The 16,196-nt window shown below is 65.3% G+C and carries 3 protein-coding genes; 2 read left to right on the forward strand and 1 reads right to left on the reverse strand.

The features are described 5' to 3' along the window. Window positions 1–251: 251 nt before the first annotated feature. The gene (locus tag IHQ72_RS16595) at window positions 252–5,732 is read right to left on the reverse strand and encodes an alpha-2-macroglobulin family protein (RefSeq protein ID WP_258123411.1); all 5,481 of its coding nucleotides are present in this window, start codon (window positions 5,730–5,732) and stop codon (window positions 252–254) included. Window positions 5,733–6,019: 287 nt separating this feature from the next. Here IHQ72_RS16595 and IHQ72_RS16600 point away from each other — a divergent pair, with 287 nt between their 5' ends. Further along, a complete protein-coding gene (locus tag IHQ72_RS16600; protein WP_258123412.1) occupies window positions 6,020–7,948 on the forward strand; it encodes an autotransporter assembly complex protein TamA in 1,929 nt (642 codons plus the stop codon). Beyond that, window positions 7,948–15,864: a translocation/assembly module TamB domain-containing protein gene (locus tag IHQ72_RS16605; protein WP_258123413.1), complete on the forward strand. Its 7,917-nt coding sequence runs from the start codon at window positions 7,948–7,950 to the stop codon at window positions 15,862–15,864. Before IHQ72_RS16600 ends, IHQ72_RS16605 begins: the two co-directional genes overlap by 1 nt. Window positions 15,865–16,196: the final 332 nt, after the last annotated feature.

The raw sequence follows: 16,196 nt of genomic DNA on the forward strand, positions 1-16,196 counted from the left end.
CGCGCAGCGCCAAGACGGTTGAGGGGTGCTGGCCAGAGCGCTATTGGTGCCAAGCTGGAACACCCCTCATCCGACCTCGCGGAGCCTGTCCTCGGGCTTGCCGGAGGCAAGACCCGTGGGCGAGGCCACCTTCTCCCACAAGGGGAGAAGGGAGAGCCGGCCGCGACCTCGGCTCCCTTTCTGCAACGCTGAAGATTGGCGAGATCCTTTGCGAAGGTGCCATCGTCATGTTCCTGTTCGCCATCTTTGCCTTACGGCGCCTTGACCTCCATCATGCCGGTCGCGGTACGGGCCGAATATTGCGGCCGGTACATGTCCTCGACACTTGCCGCCGGATGGGCATAGGTGCCCGGCGTCACCGCGCGCACGACATAGGCGAGCGTGATGTTGCGGTCGCCGTCGCCATCATTCGGATTGAAGGCCGCGACGAAACGGTCGTCGCGGAATTCGAGATGGGCGGCGTCGGTCTGGGCCAGCCAGGAGAAGTTCGACAACTGGGCGCTGGAAACCAGGCCCGGATTGTCGATCTCGAAGCCGGCCGGCAGCAGATCGGTGATCACCAGCCGCGACGGCCATTTGTTCTGCTCGTAGATATTGAGCACGACGACATAGCGTTCGTTCTGGTTCGCCTCCGTGACATTGGCTTCGGTGCCGTCGAGCTTGTAGTAGGTGCGGCCGATGGTGAAGCCGTTGCCGCTGGCCGGCAGCGGCTGGATCGGCGAGGCCACCGTGGTGACGACCGCCTGCAGCGGGCTGCTGCCGGTGTTGGCGACAGTCAGCGGGCTGTCGGCAATGTCGCTGCCGGCGATCTGGTCCGAATAGGCGCCGGCATGCGGCGCGCCATTGATGGTCAGCGCGATCGCATCATTGCCGGCCTTCAGCGCGCGGGCCGCCAGCAGCATCCAGGACTCGTCCTGCGTGCTGGTCCATCTGACGGCGGCGCGTTCCTGCGTCACCAGCTTGATCAGCGCCGGCACGATCGTTGGTACCGGCTTCGATTCGGCGGCAAGCGCCAGCATCGCCGCGCCGTCACGCAGCGGCGAGCCATAATCGGACCTGTAGTCGTCGTATGCCGAGCTTGAACTGGCCAGTTGCAGGGCGGCCTGGAAGGTGGCTTCCGAGCGCTGCGTGTCGCCATAGAGCGCCAGGCCCGCCGCCAATTGGGCGACTGCCATCGGGCTGGTAAAGGCTTCGAGCTGTGTGTCGGCATAGTAGCGCAGATCGCCGATCGAGGCCTTCTTGTTGCGGGCCAGCACATAGAGCGCATAGGCGATCTCGCTGCCGCGATCCTTGACGTCCTGGTCGTAGCCGATCGCGTTTTGCAGATTGCTCAGCGCCTGGTTCATCGCCTGGGCCGGCACGTCGTATTTCTGCTCGCGCGCCCGGGTCAGGAAGTCGGTGACGTAGGCGTCGAGCCACAGGTCGCCGGAGCCCGGACCCCACAGGCCGAAGCTGCCGGCCGACGCCTGGTAGCTCAGCACCTTGTAGATGGCGTCCTGGATGCGGCCATGCAGGTCGGCGTCGCTGGCCATGCCGACGCCCGAGGCCATCTCGTTGACATACAGAAGCGGCATGGCGCGGCTGGTGGTCTGCTCGGCGCAGCCATAGGGGTAGCGGTCGAGCGTCATCAGGAGCGACGGCACGTCGAAGGCCGCCGCCTGCGAAACGCCGACGCTGACCGAAGCGCCGTCGAGCAGGCTTGCCGCCAGGAGCTCCTTGTCGACGCGCAGCGACCCGCCATTGCCCTTGAGGTCGACCACCATGCGGGTGGTCACCGGCAATTGCGCCGGGCGCACCGGCACATAGAGCGTCTGCTCGACAGCGGTGCCGTCGGCATGGGCGAGCTTGATGGTGATCGAGGCGTCACCCGGCGTTTCAGCGATCAGCGGCACGGTCAGCGTCTGCCGTTTGCCCTTGGCGAGCGTCAGCTTTTCGGGCAGGGCGGCACTGCCGGTCGAAAGATTGCCGGTGGTGTTTATCGACAGTGCATAGTCGCCCTCCGGACCGTCGGTGTCGGTGACATCGAGCCGCATGACGGCCGAATCGTCGGGCGCCAGGAAGCGCGGCAAGCCGGCGGTGATCACCACCGGATCGCGCACGATCACGTCGGACTGGGCATGACCGACCCCGTCCTCGGTCCAGGCGACGGCCATGACGCGCACGGTGCCGTTGAACTGCGGGATGTCGAAGTCGATCCGCGCCTTCCCGTCGGCATCGAGTTGGACCGGACCGGAGAAGAAGGCGACCAGCTTTTCGGTCGGCGGGTTGCCTTGCGACTGTATGTTGGCGCCGTCGCCGCCGGTGCGCAGCTTGCCTGACGTGCCCAGCGAGCCGTCGATCAGGCGGCCGTAGAGGTCGCGTACCTCAAGGCCGAGCATGCGCTGGCCGAAGAACCAGGTCTCCGGATCCGGCACCTGGTAATTGGTCAGATTGAGAATGCCGAGATCGACGGCCGCGACCATGACATAGGCGTTGGCGCCCGGCTGCACGCCGGCCACGGAGACCGGGATCGACAGCTGCTGGCGTGGCATGGTCTTGTCCGGCGGCGTCAAGGTGACGGCGAGCTTCTTCGAGCCCGGATCGACCTTCAGCCATTTGACGCCTATGGCGCGCGCCGGCATGCGGGTTTCCTGCGCATCGCCCGGCCTGAACAGCGTTGCCGTGACATAGGCGCCGGCGCCCCAGTCGTCGTCGACCGGGATGTCGATGGTGCTACCGCCGGCCGGCACGCTGGCTGTGACGGTCTTCAAGAGTTTGTCGGCGCCGATGGTGACGAGCAGCTCGCCGGCAAAATGCGGCGACACTTTGAGCTTGGCCACTTCGCCCGCCGCGTAGTTGTCCTTGTCGAGGGCGATTTCCAGGCCGTCAGGCGTTTCGGTTGTGGTGGAGCTGACATACCAGCCGGCGTCGAATTCGTAGCTGGTCGCCGGGCCTTCCGGGTCCGAGGTCTCGATTTCGAGCCGATAGCGGCCCCAGTCGACCGGCAGCGAGACGGTGGCCTCGCCGTTAGCGGTCAGGTCGACCAGGCCGTTGGCCACCGACTTGGTGAAAGTGACCGGCTCATAGTTCCAGGAATTGCTCGAGCGGTACCATTGGTAATTGCGTTCGACCTTGACCAGCGACCATTGCGCGCCCTGCAACGCCTCGCGCTTGCCGTCGGGGTCGACGGCAATCAGGCTGAACTTCGCCGTGCCGCCTTGCGGCACCTCGTCACCGTCGAAATCCGGGCGGATGCCGATCATGTGGCCTTGCGGCCGGATGCCGATGTTGAGCGAGCGCTCGACGGCGCGGCCGCCGGTCTCGCGCATCCTGACCGTAACCTTGGCATCGACCAGTTTGGTGGTCGAGGGCAACTGGTCGACGGAAACCGGGAAGGTTGCCTTGCCGTCTTCACCGACCACCGGCAGGCCGGTGAACGGCGTGACTGACGGTTCCGCCGACTGCTCGTCGGCGAGGCCGAAGGAATAGCCCTTGAAGCGGTCCCAGTCGCGGATGGTCGACAGCGTCAGTTCGCCTTCGAGCGCCAGCCCCGCGGCCGGCGCGCCATAAAGGAAGCGGCCGTCGACGGTGACGTTGGCAGTTTCGCCCTGCGCGATCTCCTGCTTGTCGGCGGACAGGTCGAACTCGATGCGATCCGGCACGAAATCCTCGACCAGGAACATCTGGCTAGCGACCGCCGCCTGCTTGGGGTCGGTGTGGATCGCTACCGTCCAGGTGCCCCGCATGGCGTTGGGTTCGAGCGGCAGGTCGACGGCATGGCCGCCAGCCGACACGCCATCGCTGACGCTGCGGCGGTTCTCGACGCCGTCGGGACGGGTGAAGATGAAGGTCAGCGGCAGGTTCTCGATCGCCTTGGCGGCGCCATCGCGGGCAAGCGCCGCGACATGGACGTCCTCGCCGGCGCGGTAGATGCCGCGTTCGGTCCAGGCATAGACGTCGAGCGCGCCCGGCGCCGGACGCCCGGTGACGCCACGATCGGAAAGATCGAAGCCGGCGCGGCCCATGTCGAGGAAGACGAAGTCGCTGTCACCCTGCTTGGCTGTCAGCACGGCTGGGACCATGCCGCCGTCGCCGCGCGTCAGTCCAGGGTTGAAGACGGCGCGGCCTTCCGCGTCCGTGGTTGCGGTGCCAAGGATTTCATTGTTCCTGGCCAGCAGCGTCAGTTCAGCACCTGATATCGGCTTGGCGGTTCCGAGCGAACGGGCAAAGACGTTCAGCCCATCCTGCCCGGTATAGGTCGACAGGCCGATATCGGAGACGACGAACCATTGCGTGGCGCGCGAATCATATTCGTTGTCATTCTCATCGACCGGTTGCGCGGTCAGCACATAGACGCCGGGCTTGCGCTGCGGCAGCGCTTCGTCGACCGGGAAGGAGGTGGTGACTTCCTTGTTCAGGTCGTTGGCGATGTCGAGCTGGCCTTGCCAGACCGGCTCGCCCATCTGATCGGAAATGTTGGAGATGTCGTAGCCGTCAAGCTGGCGCAGGAACTGATAGCCGGACAGAAGCTGGGTCAGCGAACGGTCGCCGATGCGGTAGAGCTTCATTTCGGCGACGTTCATGTTGACGGTGACGACCGGGATGCCGCGGCGCGCGCCGGCAGGCAGCACGAAGCTGTCGCCGGTGAAACGGGCGGACGGGGCGCGGTCCTGCACATAGATCGACAGCACCACCGGGGCGGTGATCACCTCGCCGATGGCGGCCGGCAGGCCGGGGCGGAAGGTCACGTCGTAATGCTGGCCGTGCTCGAGCCCCTCGACGCAAATCTGCTTGTCCTTGGCCTCGACGCCCTTGGGGGCGGCGTTGTCGACGGTGACGAATTGCGAGTAGTCGACACCGGTCTTGACCAGGTCCTCGGAAAACTGCGCGCAGATACGCGGCGCGCTGGTGTCGGCGTCGACCGTGTGATCGACGACGCGGAAGCCTTTGCGGGCCTTGAGATCCTGATAGGCGGCCGAGACCCAAGGCGAACTGACCAGCGCGAGGCTCGCTTCGTAGGCCTGCAGGGCCGGCCGGGGGAGGTCGCGGCGGTCGAGCCCGTCGCCAAGCAGTGCCAGCGCTTCGGAGCGCGTTTTTGTGGTGCGCAGCAATTTGTAGGCGTTGAAGCCGGCGGAGGTGGCGTTCGCCGGCAGGGTGGACGCCTCCGCGCTGTTGGCGGTCGGCTGCACGGCGAGCGTTTCCCGCGCCAGTTCGAGCCAAAGCTGGCCATCTTCGGGCAATACCGAAACCAAAGCCTCGTATTTTTGGATGGCCAAGCGGTGGTCGCCGGTCTGCGACGCTTGTTTTGCCCCCTCCCTCAGCGCCGTCAGCCCTTCGGTGGGCTTGGTGTAGGCCGGGCCCGTGAGCCTGTTGCGGTATTGCTGGGCCTGGTCGGCCATCCAGGCGGGGAAGAAGGCGAGGTCCGGCGGCGCGCCAATATCGGGGTCGCCATCGACGTTGACGACCTTGCCGGCGACGGCGCCGTTGAATGGCTTCAGCGTGTTATAGTCGGATTTGAGAAAGCACCATTTGACTTTGGGGTTATAGGTGAAGGCGCGGCAGGCGGGATCGCCGAGACATGTCGTCTTGCACTGGTCGAGGCTGACATTCTGGTCGGATCTGAGATCGAAACCGAAATAATCGGAATTGTCCGATGTCACCACCCGGCGCGCTTCGGCCGCTTGCGCGACACTGCTCCAGGCGAAAAAGAGAAGGAAAAAGATCGACAGACCACGAGCCGCGCGCATTGCCATAACACCCTCCAGACACTGCTTACGTTACGTCTACGTTTCGTCCAGACATGTTCAAGCTCAGTCACGCTTGTCAACACGAGGACGCGGCAGGTTCCGCCTGCCAACGGTTTCCTTTCCGGCCGATGACCGGTAGTACCTCCATAGGACAGGGATCACGCATTCTTGCGGCGACGCAGAAGGTGTGAATTCCAAGCCCTGTCCATTTCAGACAATTGGATTGTGGCTCCTTTACGAGCAATTCAGAACTTCATTCCAATTTTAGCTTTGGCAGCTAGTGTAGAGTTGTAATGTCGGCGTATGAAAGGCAGATGTCGGGAGGAACCGCGCCACGGCGCGTGCTTTCGCACGCCCTGCTTTTCGCCTTGCTGTGCTCGACTGCATTGGTTGCCGCGAGCGGAAATGCGGCCGCTTTCGAGATCTTCGGCATCAAGCTGTGGGGATCGTCAGAGGATGAAGACGCCGACATCGTCGATCCGCTGCGCTATGCGGTGACCATCGAGGCGCCCGACGCCGACGAGGACCTCGCCGAGAAGCTCGAAAACGCCTCGGCGCTGAAGGACGACGAAGAACGTCCAGTCTCTGGTTCGCTCGGCCTGCTGGCCAAGGCGCGTGGCGACCGCGATCAGCTTGTCGCCGCACTTTACGCGGACGCCCGCTACGAGGGCGTCGTCACCATCACCATCGAAGGCAAGCCGCTCGACGATTTGCCGCCTGACGCCGAATTTTCGGGTCCGCAGCCGATCCCGGTGGTGATCAACATTGCGACCGGGCCGAAATTCACGCTTGGCGACATCAGGCTGGAGGGCGATGCGGCGGGGCTGGCGGGCGCCGATTTCGGCCTGATCGCCGGCGGCGATGCCGGTTCCGGTGCCGTGCTCAAGGCCGAGGCGTCGATCGTGCGGGCGCTCAAAGAGGAAGGCAGGCCGCTGGCCAAGGTGACGGACCGCGAGATCGTCGCCGACCACGCCACCTCGACGCTCGACGTAACGCTGACCGTGGCGGCCGGGCCGGTTGCCGGCTACGGCGACACCACGGTTGAGGGCACCGAAAAGGTCGACCGCGATTTCACCGAATATATGACCGGCCTGAAGCGCGGCCGCCAATATTCGCCGGAAGAGATCGACGAGGCGCGCGACCGGCTGCTCGGGCTGGAAGTCTTCAACAGCGTGACGCTGAAGGAGGCCGACGGTCTCGACGCCGACGGCAACATCCCGATCGGCGTCGAAGTGAGCGAGCGCAAGCCGCGCTATTTCGGCCTTGGCGGCACCTTCTCCAACACCGAGGGGCTCGGCCTCGAAGGCTATTGGGGCCACCGCAATCTGTTCGGCCGTGCCGAAAAGCTGCGCATCGAGGGCGCAATCAGCGGCATCGGCAGCAATGAGTTCACCGAGCTGAACTACAATGCCGGCATCATGTTCGAAAAGCCGGGCATGGTCGGGCCGGCGTCGAAATTCTTCGCCGGCGTCAGCACCGTATTAGAGCATCCCGACGCCTACGACAATTTCTCGGTCAAGGGCAACACCGGCCTGTCTTATGAACTCGACAAGCAGCAGACGGTTTCCGCCGAAGTCGCGCTCGACTATTCGAAGATCACCGATTCTTTCGGCAAGCACACCTATCTGATTGCCAGCGTTCCGCTGCGATATGTCTATGACAACCGCGACAACCGGCTGAACTCGACGACGGGATTCAGGGCGCTGGCCTATGCCGAGCCGAGCTACGACATTTTGAACGGTTCGGCCTTCGTCAAGCTGAGGGGCGAAGGATCGACCTATCAGTCGCTCGACACGGCTTCGAAATTCATCCTGGCCGAACGCGTCGCCATCGGCTCGATCATCGGTGCCGGCCTTCAGGATGTTCCGGCCAACCGGCGCTTCTATGCCGGCGGCGGCGGTTCGGTGCGCGGTTATGCCTATCAGGGCATCGGTCCGAAGGACGCCGACGGACAGCCGATCGGCGGGCTTTCGTTGTTCGAGACCTCGGTCGAGATGCGCATCGCCATCACCGACACGATCGGCGTCGTGCCGTTCGTCGATGCCGGCACGGTCTCGACCAAGCAGTTCCCGGATTTTTCCGACATTCAGGTCGGCGCCGGCGTCGGCCTGCGCTATATTACGCCGTTCGGACCGCTGCGCATCGATGCGGCGGTGCCGCTCAACCGGGGTCCCGATGACCCGCATTTCGGCATCTATGCCGGCATCGGCCAGGCGTTCTGATGACAATGGTCAAGCGCATCCTCCGCATTGTCTTTTACACGCTGCTCATCGTGGTGGCGGCGGTGGTCGGTGCGCTCGTCGTGCTGACCAAGACCGAGCGCGGCCGCGACAATCTCGCCGGCATCATCTCGACCGTGGCGTCGACCGATGACCGGAAGGTCACGGTCAGCGGCATCGACGGCATCTGGTCCGGCGCGCTGACTGTCGATCATGTGGTGCTGGAGGATCGCCAGGGCGCCTGGCTGGTGGCGCGCAAGGTGGCCGTCGACTGGTCGCCGCTGGCGCTTTTGTCGAAAAACTTCAGCGCCGGCCGCATCGCCGCCGATCGCATCGAGCTGGCGCGGCTGCCGGTGGCCGGCACCCAGCCGAGCCAAGGTGGCGCCACCACCCTGCCGGTGTCGCTCGACATCAAGCAGATCGACCTGCCGGAAATCGCGGTCGGGCAGGCGCTGGCCGGCAGCGGTATCGCAGAGCTCGCGGCCAAGGGGTCGTTCAAGGCCGACGCGGCGCCATTGGCGCTCGAAACCAGCCTCAACATCACTCGCCACGACGGCAAGCAAGGCAAGGTCGACGCCAACATCCATTTCGCGCCCGCCGACAATAAGCTCGACCTCGATCTGAAGGCATCCGAGCCGGCCGGCGGCATCATCGCCAATCTGCTCAATTTGCCCGATGCGCCGCCGGTCAACATCGTCGTCACCGGCACGGGGCCGGTCGCCAACTGGAGCGGCATCGGTACCTTCGTCGTCGACGGCCAGATCGTCACCCAGCTCACCGGTCGCCACCAGCTTACCGACAGGGGCAATTATGTCGAGGCCAAGGGCGACGGCGACTTCCAGCGCTTCTTGCCCGATAATCTGAAATCCTTGTTTGCCGGCAAGACCAGCTTCGACCTTGCCGGAACCGCGATCATGACGGGCGGCGTCGAAGTGGAGCGCGCCAGCATCGACAGCGATGCCGTGCATGGCACGGCCGCGGGCATCATCGACCCCAATGGCGCCAGCGACCTTTCGGTGGAGCTCGCCGCCAAGGGCCCACCGATCGTGCTGAGCCTCGGCACCGCGGCGCAGCCGGTGACCGTCGCGATCACCGGCGCCACGGCCCGCGCGTTCGGCGGCGGCAAGGCGCCGATAGTCGACATCGGCGCGTCTCTGGTCTCGGTGGTGGCGGGCGGCACGCGGGTGGACGATCTGTCGGCTGAAATCCATTCCGACGGCTTCAACATCCAGGACCGCAGCGGACCGGTCACCATCAAGCTTATAGCCGGCGGCCTGAACACCGACGTGGCGACGCTGGCGCCGCTGGTGACCGGCAGGGTGACCGCGGACCTCGCCGGCTCGGTCAGCAAGGACGAGATCGTCGTCGATCAAGGCACGCTGCGCAGCGATGCGCTCAATGCCTCGGTGACGTCCAGGGTGAGGCTGGCCGATTTGGCGATGACGCTCAAGATGAATGCCGATGCCGTCTCGACTGCGCTGCCGCCGCAGATCCGCTCGGTTCTGGGCAAGCGCGTGACATTCTCGGCGACCGCGACCCGTGACCCGCAAGGTTCCTTTGCCGCCAATGCGCTGCAACTCACTTCGGGCTCGCTGAGCGCCAGCGGCACCGCCAGCGCGACTGGCACCGACATCCAGGCCGATATCAAGGGCACGCTCGGCGATGTTTCGGTACTGTCGCCGATGGTTGGCGTACCGGTCGGCGGGGCCGTCGATTTCGCGCTGACGGCGAGCGGTGCGCGCACGGCGCCGGATTTCTCGGTCTCGGCCGACAGCGACAGCCTGACGGCGTCCGGCCGTACGGTCAAGACGATCAAACTGGCGGCGACGGGGAAGGCCGACATCGCCAACCCGGCCGCCGATGTCTCGCTGACCGGGTCCGTCGACGACCAGCCGCTCGATCTCAGGGCATCGTTGGTCACGCGTGACGGAAAGCGTTCCCTCAACGGCCTTAGCCTGTCGCTGGCCGACAACAAGGTCTCGGGCGATCTCGCTCTCGACGACAGCTTGCTGCCACTCGGCACGCTGACACTCGAAGCGCCCGATATCGGGCCGCTGGTCGCACTTGCCGGGCAGACGGCGGCAGGCGACGTGCAGGGCAGCATCCGCCTCTCGAGTGATGGTGGCGCGCCGACGGTCGCGATCGATCTGACGAGCGGGTCTATTTCGCGCGGCGATCTGGCGGCAAAGACCATCGCCGTTAACGCGCTGGTCGCCAACTATCTCAAGGCACCGGCGATCTCCGGCACGATCAAGGCTGATACGGTCACATCGGGGGCCACCGTGATCAGCGGCATCGGTGTCGATTTGAAGCGCGAAGGCGACTGGACCGGGTTTTCCGGCGGCGCCACCGTCAAGGACATCCCGGCCAGGGCCGAAGGCAGGGTGAAGATCGCCGACGGCACGACAAGTGTCGAGATCGCTTCCGGCGAAGCGACCATTCGCGGCATCAAGGCGGCGGTCGCGCAGCCGTCGACCCTGAGCATCGCCAATGGCACAGCCAGCATTGAGAAGCTGATGCTCGATGTCGGCGGCGGATCGGTGACCGTGTCCGGCACCGCCGGCCCGACGCTCGAGCTCGCGGCGGAGTTTTCCGCACTGCCGGCCGCCCTTGCCAATGATTTTTCACCCGGCCTCGTCGCCGCGGGTACGCTCGGTGGAACGGCGCAAGTGACGGGACCGTCGGCAGCCCCCAACATTCGTTTCAAGGCGCAGCTCAGCGGCGCCGAGACCAGCCAGACCCGCCAGGCGGGGCTCGGGCCGCTCACCTTCGATGCGGCAGGCAGTTTCTCGTCCGCCGGCGGCATTGCCATCGACCACGCGACGCTCGCCGGTAACAAAATTTCCGGCAAGGCCGCCGGCACCATCAATCCGAACGGCGCCAGCGATTTTGCGCTCGACCTGGCCTCGACCGGCCCGAGCCTGCCGCTGGCGCTTGGCAGCACCGAGAGCCCGATCAATCTCGAGTTGCAGGCGCTGTCGGTGGAGGTCGCGGGGCAGGGCATGCAATCGACGCTGAATATCTCCGCGACACTGCCGTCGGTCGCAACCAACCTCGCCAAGGCCGAAGGCATCGCGCTTGCGCTCCATTCCGACGCCTTCGATCTGAAGGGCCGGACAGGGCCGATTTCCGGCACGATGACGGCGGACAAGATCGGCCTGGACAATCCGACCATCGCGCCGCTGCTCGCCGGAAAGATCACTGCCAAGGTCGCCGGCGATCTCGCTACCGATACCATCGTCATCGACAGCGGCTCGGTGACGAGCGAGGCACTGAACACCGGCTTCAACGGAAGGGTCTCGCTGGCCGACGGCGCCATCGATCTCAACCTCAGGGTGGATGCGGCTTCCGCAGCGCTGCCGGCGGCAGTGCGCGGTGTGCTCGCCGAGCGGACGCAGCTCAGCGCGGCACTGAAGCGCGACGCCAACGGCAATGTTACCGCCAACGCGATCAGGCTGGTGTCCGGCGCGCTGACCGCCGACGGGCAGGCCAGCCTTGCCGACAACCAACTCGCCGTCGACATCAAGGGCGCGCTGACCGACATCTCGCTTCTGTCCGGGGATGCCAAGGGCGCCATCGCTTTCGCGCTGAACGCGCAAGGCGCCGGTACAGCGCCGGACCTGTCACTGACGGTCGACAGCGACCGGCTTTCGGTGGCGGCGCGAGAAATCACCGGGCTAAAGCTCACCGCGACGGGGAAGGGCGACATCGCCAGCCCGGCGGCCGATATCTCGCTCACCGGATCCATCAATGACGAGCCACTCGATTTCAAGGCGTCGCTGGTAACGCGCCAGGGAAAGCGGTCCATAAACGGACTAAGCCTGTCGCTGGACGACAACAAAGTTTCGGGCGACCTTGCTCTCGACGATAGATTCCTGCCGCTCGGCACGGTGGCGCTGGATCTACCCGATATCAGTCCGCTCGCAGCCCTGGCGCTGGAAAAAGCTAACGGCGACGTGCGTGGCACGATCGCCTTCTCGAAGACCGGCAATGCGCCTGAGGTCACCATCAAGGCTTCGACGGCTTCGATTTCACGCGGCGATGTTTCGGCAAAGACGGTCACCATCGATGCATCGATCGCCAACTATCTCGCGGCACCGGTGATCTCCGGAAAGATCCGTGCCGACAGCGTCACCTCCGGCGGCACCGTCATTCGCGGCATCGATGTCGATCTCAAGCGTGACGGCGACTGGACAGGCTTTTCCGGCGGCGCCAACGTCAAGGACATTCCGGCCAGGGCCGAAGGCAGGGTGAAGATCGCGGACGGCACGACAAGTGTCGAGATCGCTTCCGGCGAAGCGACCATTCGCGGCATCAAGGCGGCAGTCGCGCAGCCGTCGACCCTGAGCATCGCCAATGGCACGGCCAGCATCGAAAAGCTGCTGCTCGATGTCGGCGGCGGATCGGTGACCATGTCCGGCACCGCCGGCCAGACGCTCGACCTCGCGGCGGAGTTTTCCGCGCTGCCGGCAGCCCTTGCCAATGATTTTTCACCCGGCCTCGACGCCGCGGGCACGCTCGGCGGAACAGCGCAAGTGACGGGACCGTCGGCAGCCCCCGACATTCGTTTCAATGCGCAGCTCAGCGGCGCCGAGACCAGCCAGACACGCCGGGCGGGGCTCGGCCCTCTCAACCTCGATGCGGCAGGCAGCTTCTCCTCCGCCCGCGGCGTCGCCATCGACCACGCGACGCTCGCCGGTGACAAAATATCCGGCAAGGCCGCCGGCACCATCAATCCGAACGGCGCCAGCGATTTTGCGCTCGACCTCGCCTCGACCGGCCCGAGCCTGCCGCTGGCGCTTGGCAGCACCGAGAGCCCGATCAAGCTCGAGCTGCAGGCGCTTTCGGTAAAGGCTGCAGGGCAGGGCACGCAGCCGAAGCTCGATATCTCCGCTGTTCTGCCTTCGGCCGCCACCAATCAAGCTAAGGTCGAGGGGCTCACCCTGGCATTGCACTCGGACGCCTTCGACGTGAAAAGCCGGACAGGGCCGATTTCCGGCACGGTGACGGCGGACAAGATCGGCCTGGACAATCCGACCATCGCGCCGCTGATCGCCGGCAGGATCACGGCACAAGTCGCTGGCAGCCTCGCGACTGACACCATCGTGATCGACAGCGGGTCGGTGACGGGCGACGCGCTGAACACCGGCTTCAACGGAAGGGTCTCGCTGGCCGACGGCGCCATCGATCTCAACCTCAGGGTGGATGCGGCTTCCGCAGCGCTGCCGGCGGCAGCGCGCGGTTTGCTCGCGGAGCGGACAGAACTCAGTGCCGCGTTGAAGCGTAACGCCAATGGCAATGTCACCGCCAACGCGATCAGGCTGGTGTCCGGCGCGCTGACCGCCGACGGGCAGGCCAGCCTTGCCGACAACCAACTCGCCGTCGACATCAAGGGCGCGCTGACCGACATCTCGCTTCTGTCCGGGGATGCCAAGGGCGCCATCGCTTTCGCGCTGAACGCGCAAGGCGCCGGCACCGCGCCCGACCTGTCGCTGACGGTCAACAGCGACCGGCTCTCGGTGGCCGAACGCGAGATCACCGGGTTGAGGCTCACCGCCACCGGCAAGGCCGATGCCGCCAACCCGGCGGCCAATGTACAACTGACCGGAAATGTCGCGGGCCAGCCCCTGCAAGGCCGTGTCGTGCTGGCTACGTCCGACGGCAAGCGCGCCATCAACGGGCTTTTGCTGTCACTCGGCAAGAACCGGGTATCGGGCGACCTGGCACTTGACGAGGCGTTCGTGCCTGATGGCACCGTGGCGCTCGACCTGCCTGATATCGGACCGCTCGCAGCCCTTGCGCTGGAAAAGGCGGAAGGCGACATGCGTGGCACGATCGTTTTCTCGAAGACCGGCAATGTGCCCGAGGTCACCATCAAGGCTTCGACGGCTTCGATTTCACGCGGCGATGTTTCGGCAAAGACGGTCACCATCGATGCATCGATCGCCAACTATCTCGCGGCACCGGTGATCTCCGGAAAGATCCGTGCCGACAGCGTCACCTCCGGCGGCACCGTCATTCGCGGCATCGATGTCGATCTCAAGCGTGACGGCGACTGGACAGGCTTTTCCGGCGGCGCCAACGTCAAGGACATTCCGACCAGGGCCGCCGGCCGCGTCAGGATCGCCAACGGCACGACGACGGTCGAGCTCACCTCCGGCCAGGCGACCATGCGCGGCATCAAAGCGGCGATCGCGCAGGCCTCGACCATCACCATCGCCAACGGCACCACCAGCCTGGATCGGCTCGCGCTCAACCTCGGCGGTGGCACGGCGACGGTTTCGGGCAAGGTCGGGGAGGCGCTCAATCTCAACGCGACGCTGGCGCGGGTGCCGATGTCGCTCGCCAACAGTTTCTCGCCGGGCCTCGATGCCGCCGGCTCGATCTCGGGCACGGTGAAGGTGACGGGCGCGCCGGCCAATCCGGCCGTCGCCTTCAAGATCGACGCCGCAGGCGTCCAGACGTCGCAGACCCGCGGCGCCGGTTTCGGCGGCATGAGTGTTTCGTCCTCCGGTACGTATTCAGGCAACAGACTGGCCTTCGACGCCAACATGAGCGATGCCGCCGGTCTCGGCCTCAAGGGCGGCGGCACGGTGGCGACATCAGGCACGCCCACCCTTGATCTCGACTTTTCCGGCAAGGTGCCGTTCGCCTTCCTCACCCGGACACTCGCCGCGCAAGGCCTGTCGTTGAGCGGCACGGCCGACGTCGATTTGAAGGTGCGCGGCCCGGCGACGTCGCCGGTGATCACAGGCACGGTCCGCACGTCGGGTGCCCGCCTGATCGATGCACGCTCGGGACTTGCGATCAACGATATCACCGCCGATGTCGCGATCGGCGGCGGCGTCGCCAGGATCAACCGCCTGACCGGCAATTTGTCGACGCGCGGCAGCCTGTCGGCCAGCGGCACGGTCGGCATCAATCCGGCGCAAGGTTTTCCGGCCGACCTGTCGGTCAAGCTCGTCGACGGCCGCTATACCGACGGCAGGGTGGTCACCGCCAATCTCGGCGGCGACCTCACCATCAAGGGACCGCTCGCGTCGGCGCCGGTCATTTCGGGCACGATCAACCTGGCCAAGACCGTGATCACCGTTCCCGAAAAGCTGCCGGGTTCGCTAGCGGAGCTCGACGTCAAGCATAGGAACGCACCGGCCGCCGTGCGCGCGCAGGACAAGGCGTTGCGCCCGGCGACTGCGAGCGGCAGCGGCGGTGGCGGCGGCCTCAATCTCGATGTCACGGTCAACGCGCCGAGCCAGATCTTCATCCAGGGCAGGGGTGTCGATGCCGAGCTTGGCGGATCGCTGCGGCTGACCGGCCCGGCATCGTCGCCGCAAGCCGTCGGCACCTTCACCTTGCAGCGCGGGCGGCTGACGATCCTCGCCAAGCGGCTGACCTTCACCGAAGGCACGGTCGGCTTTTCAGGGTCGCTGGTGCCTTATCTCAACCTCACAGCGACATCGACGACGAGCAGCGCCACCGTCACCATCGTGGTATCGGGCGAGGCGACCAATCCGAAATTCAACTTCTCGTCGGTGCCGGCGCTGCCGGAAGACGAGGTCCTGGCGCAACTGATTTTCGGCCGCTCGATGTCGAACCTGTCGCCGCTGCAGATCGCCCAGCTTGCCGAAGCCGCCGCGCAACTGGCCGGTGTCGGCGGTTCGACCTCGCTGCTCCAGAACCTGCGCAGCGCGATCGGCGTCGACGATCTCGACGTCATCACCGACGAAGAGGGCGGCACCGCGGTCTCGGCCGGCAAATATCTCAACGACCGCACCTATGTGACGATCCAGAAGGGCGACAAGCCCGGTTCGGGCAAGGCGGCGATCGATCTCGATGTCGGGCGCGGCGTCAAATTGCGCGGCGAGGCCACCGATGCCGGCGAAGCCAAGGGCGGCGTTTTCTACGAGCGCGAATACTGAAGCCGGCCGACGCGAAAGGGTCTGGCAATCCGACAGTCGTCGCCGTTCTGGCACCCTGTCCGGGATCGGCTGGCGCTGTGCAAAGCTTGGCGCATCACGCAGAAAATCGGAATCGATTTTCGGTTAGGGATCATGCGCAAATCAGAGTGCTACAGCGTCCTTTGCGCGCCCAACGGTACGGGCGGCGCTGTATCGAATGTCTCAGTTTGATCGATGCCGGAGATTCGAACGGAATCTGCCGGGCAATAGCAATTTTGCGCCAAGACTGTCGTTATCACGCGAACTGCTTCCCTTCCAAAGTTGCACATTCCTTGGCATGTTCCCAACCCGTG

Origin of the sequence: Mesorhizobium onobrychidis (assembly GCF_024707545.1) — a bacterium.
Lineage (GTDB): Bacteria > Pseudomonadota > Alphaproteobacteria > Rhizobiales > Rhizobiaceae > Mesorhizobium > Mesorhizobium onobrychidis.

Coding starts and splice junctions, on each gene's coding strand:
- IHQ72_RS16600 (WP_258123412.1), top strand. CDS start 6,020: ATGTCGGCGTATGAAAGGCAGATGTCGGGAGGAACCGCGCCACGGCGC.
- IHQ72_RS16595 (WP_258123411.1), bottom strand. CDS start 5,732: ATGGCAATGCGCGCGGCTCGTGGTCTGTCGATCTTTTTCCTTCTCTTT.
- IHQ72_RS16605 (WP_258123413.1), top strand. CDS start 7,948: ATGACAATGGTCAAGCGCATCCTCCGCATTGTCTTTTACACGCTGCTC.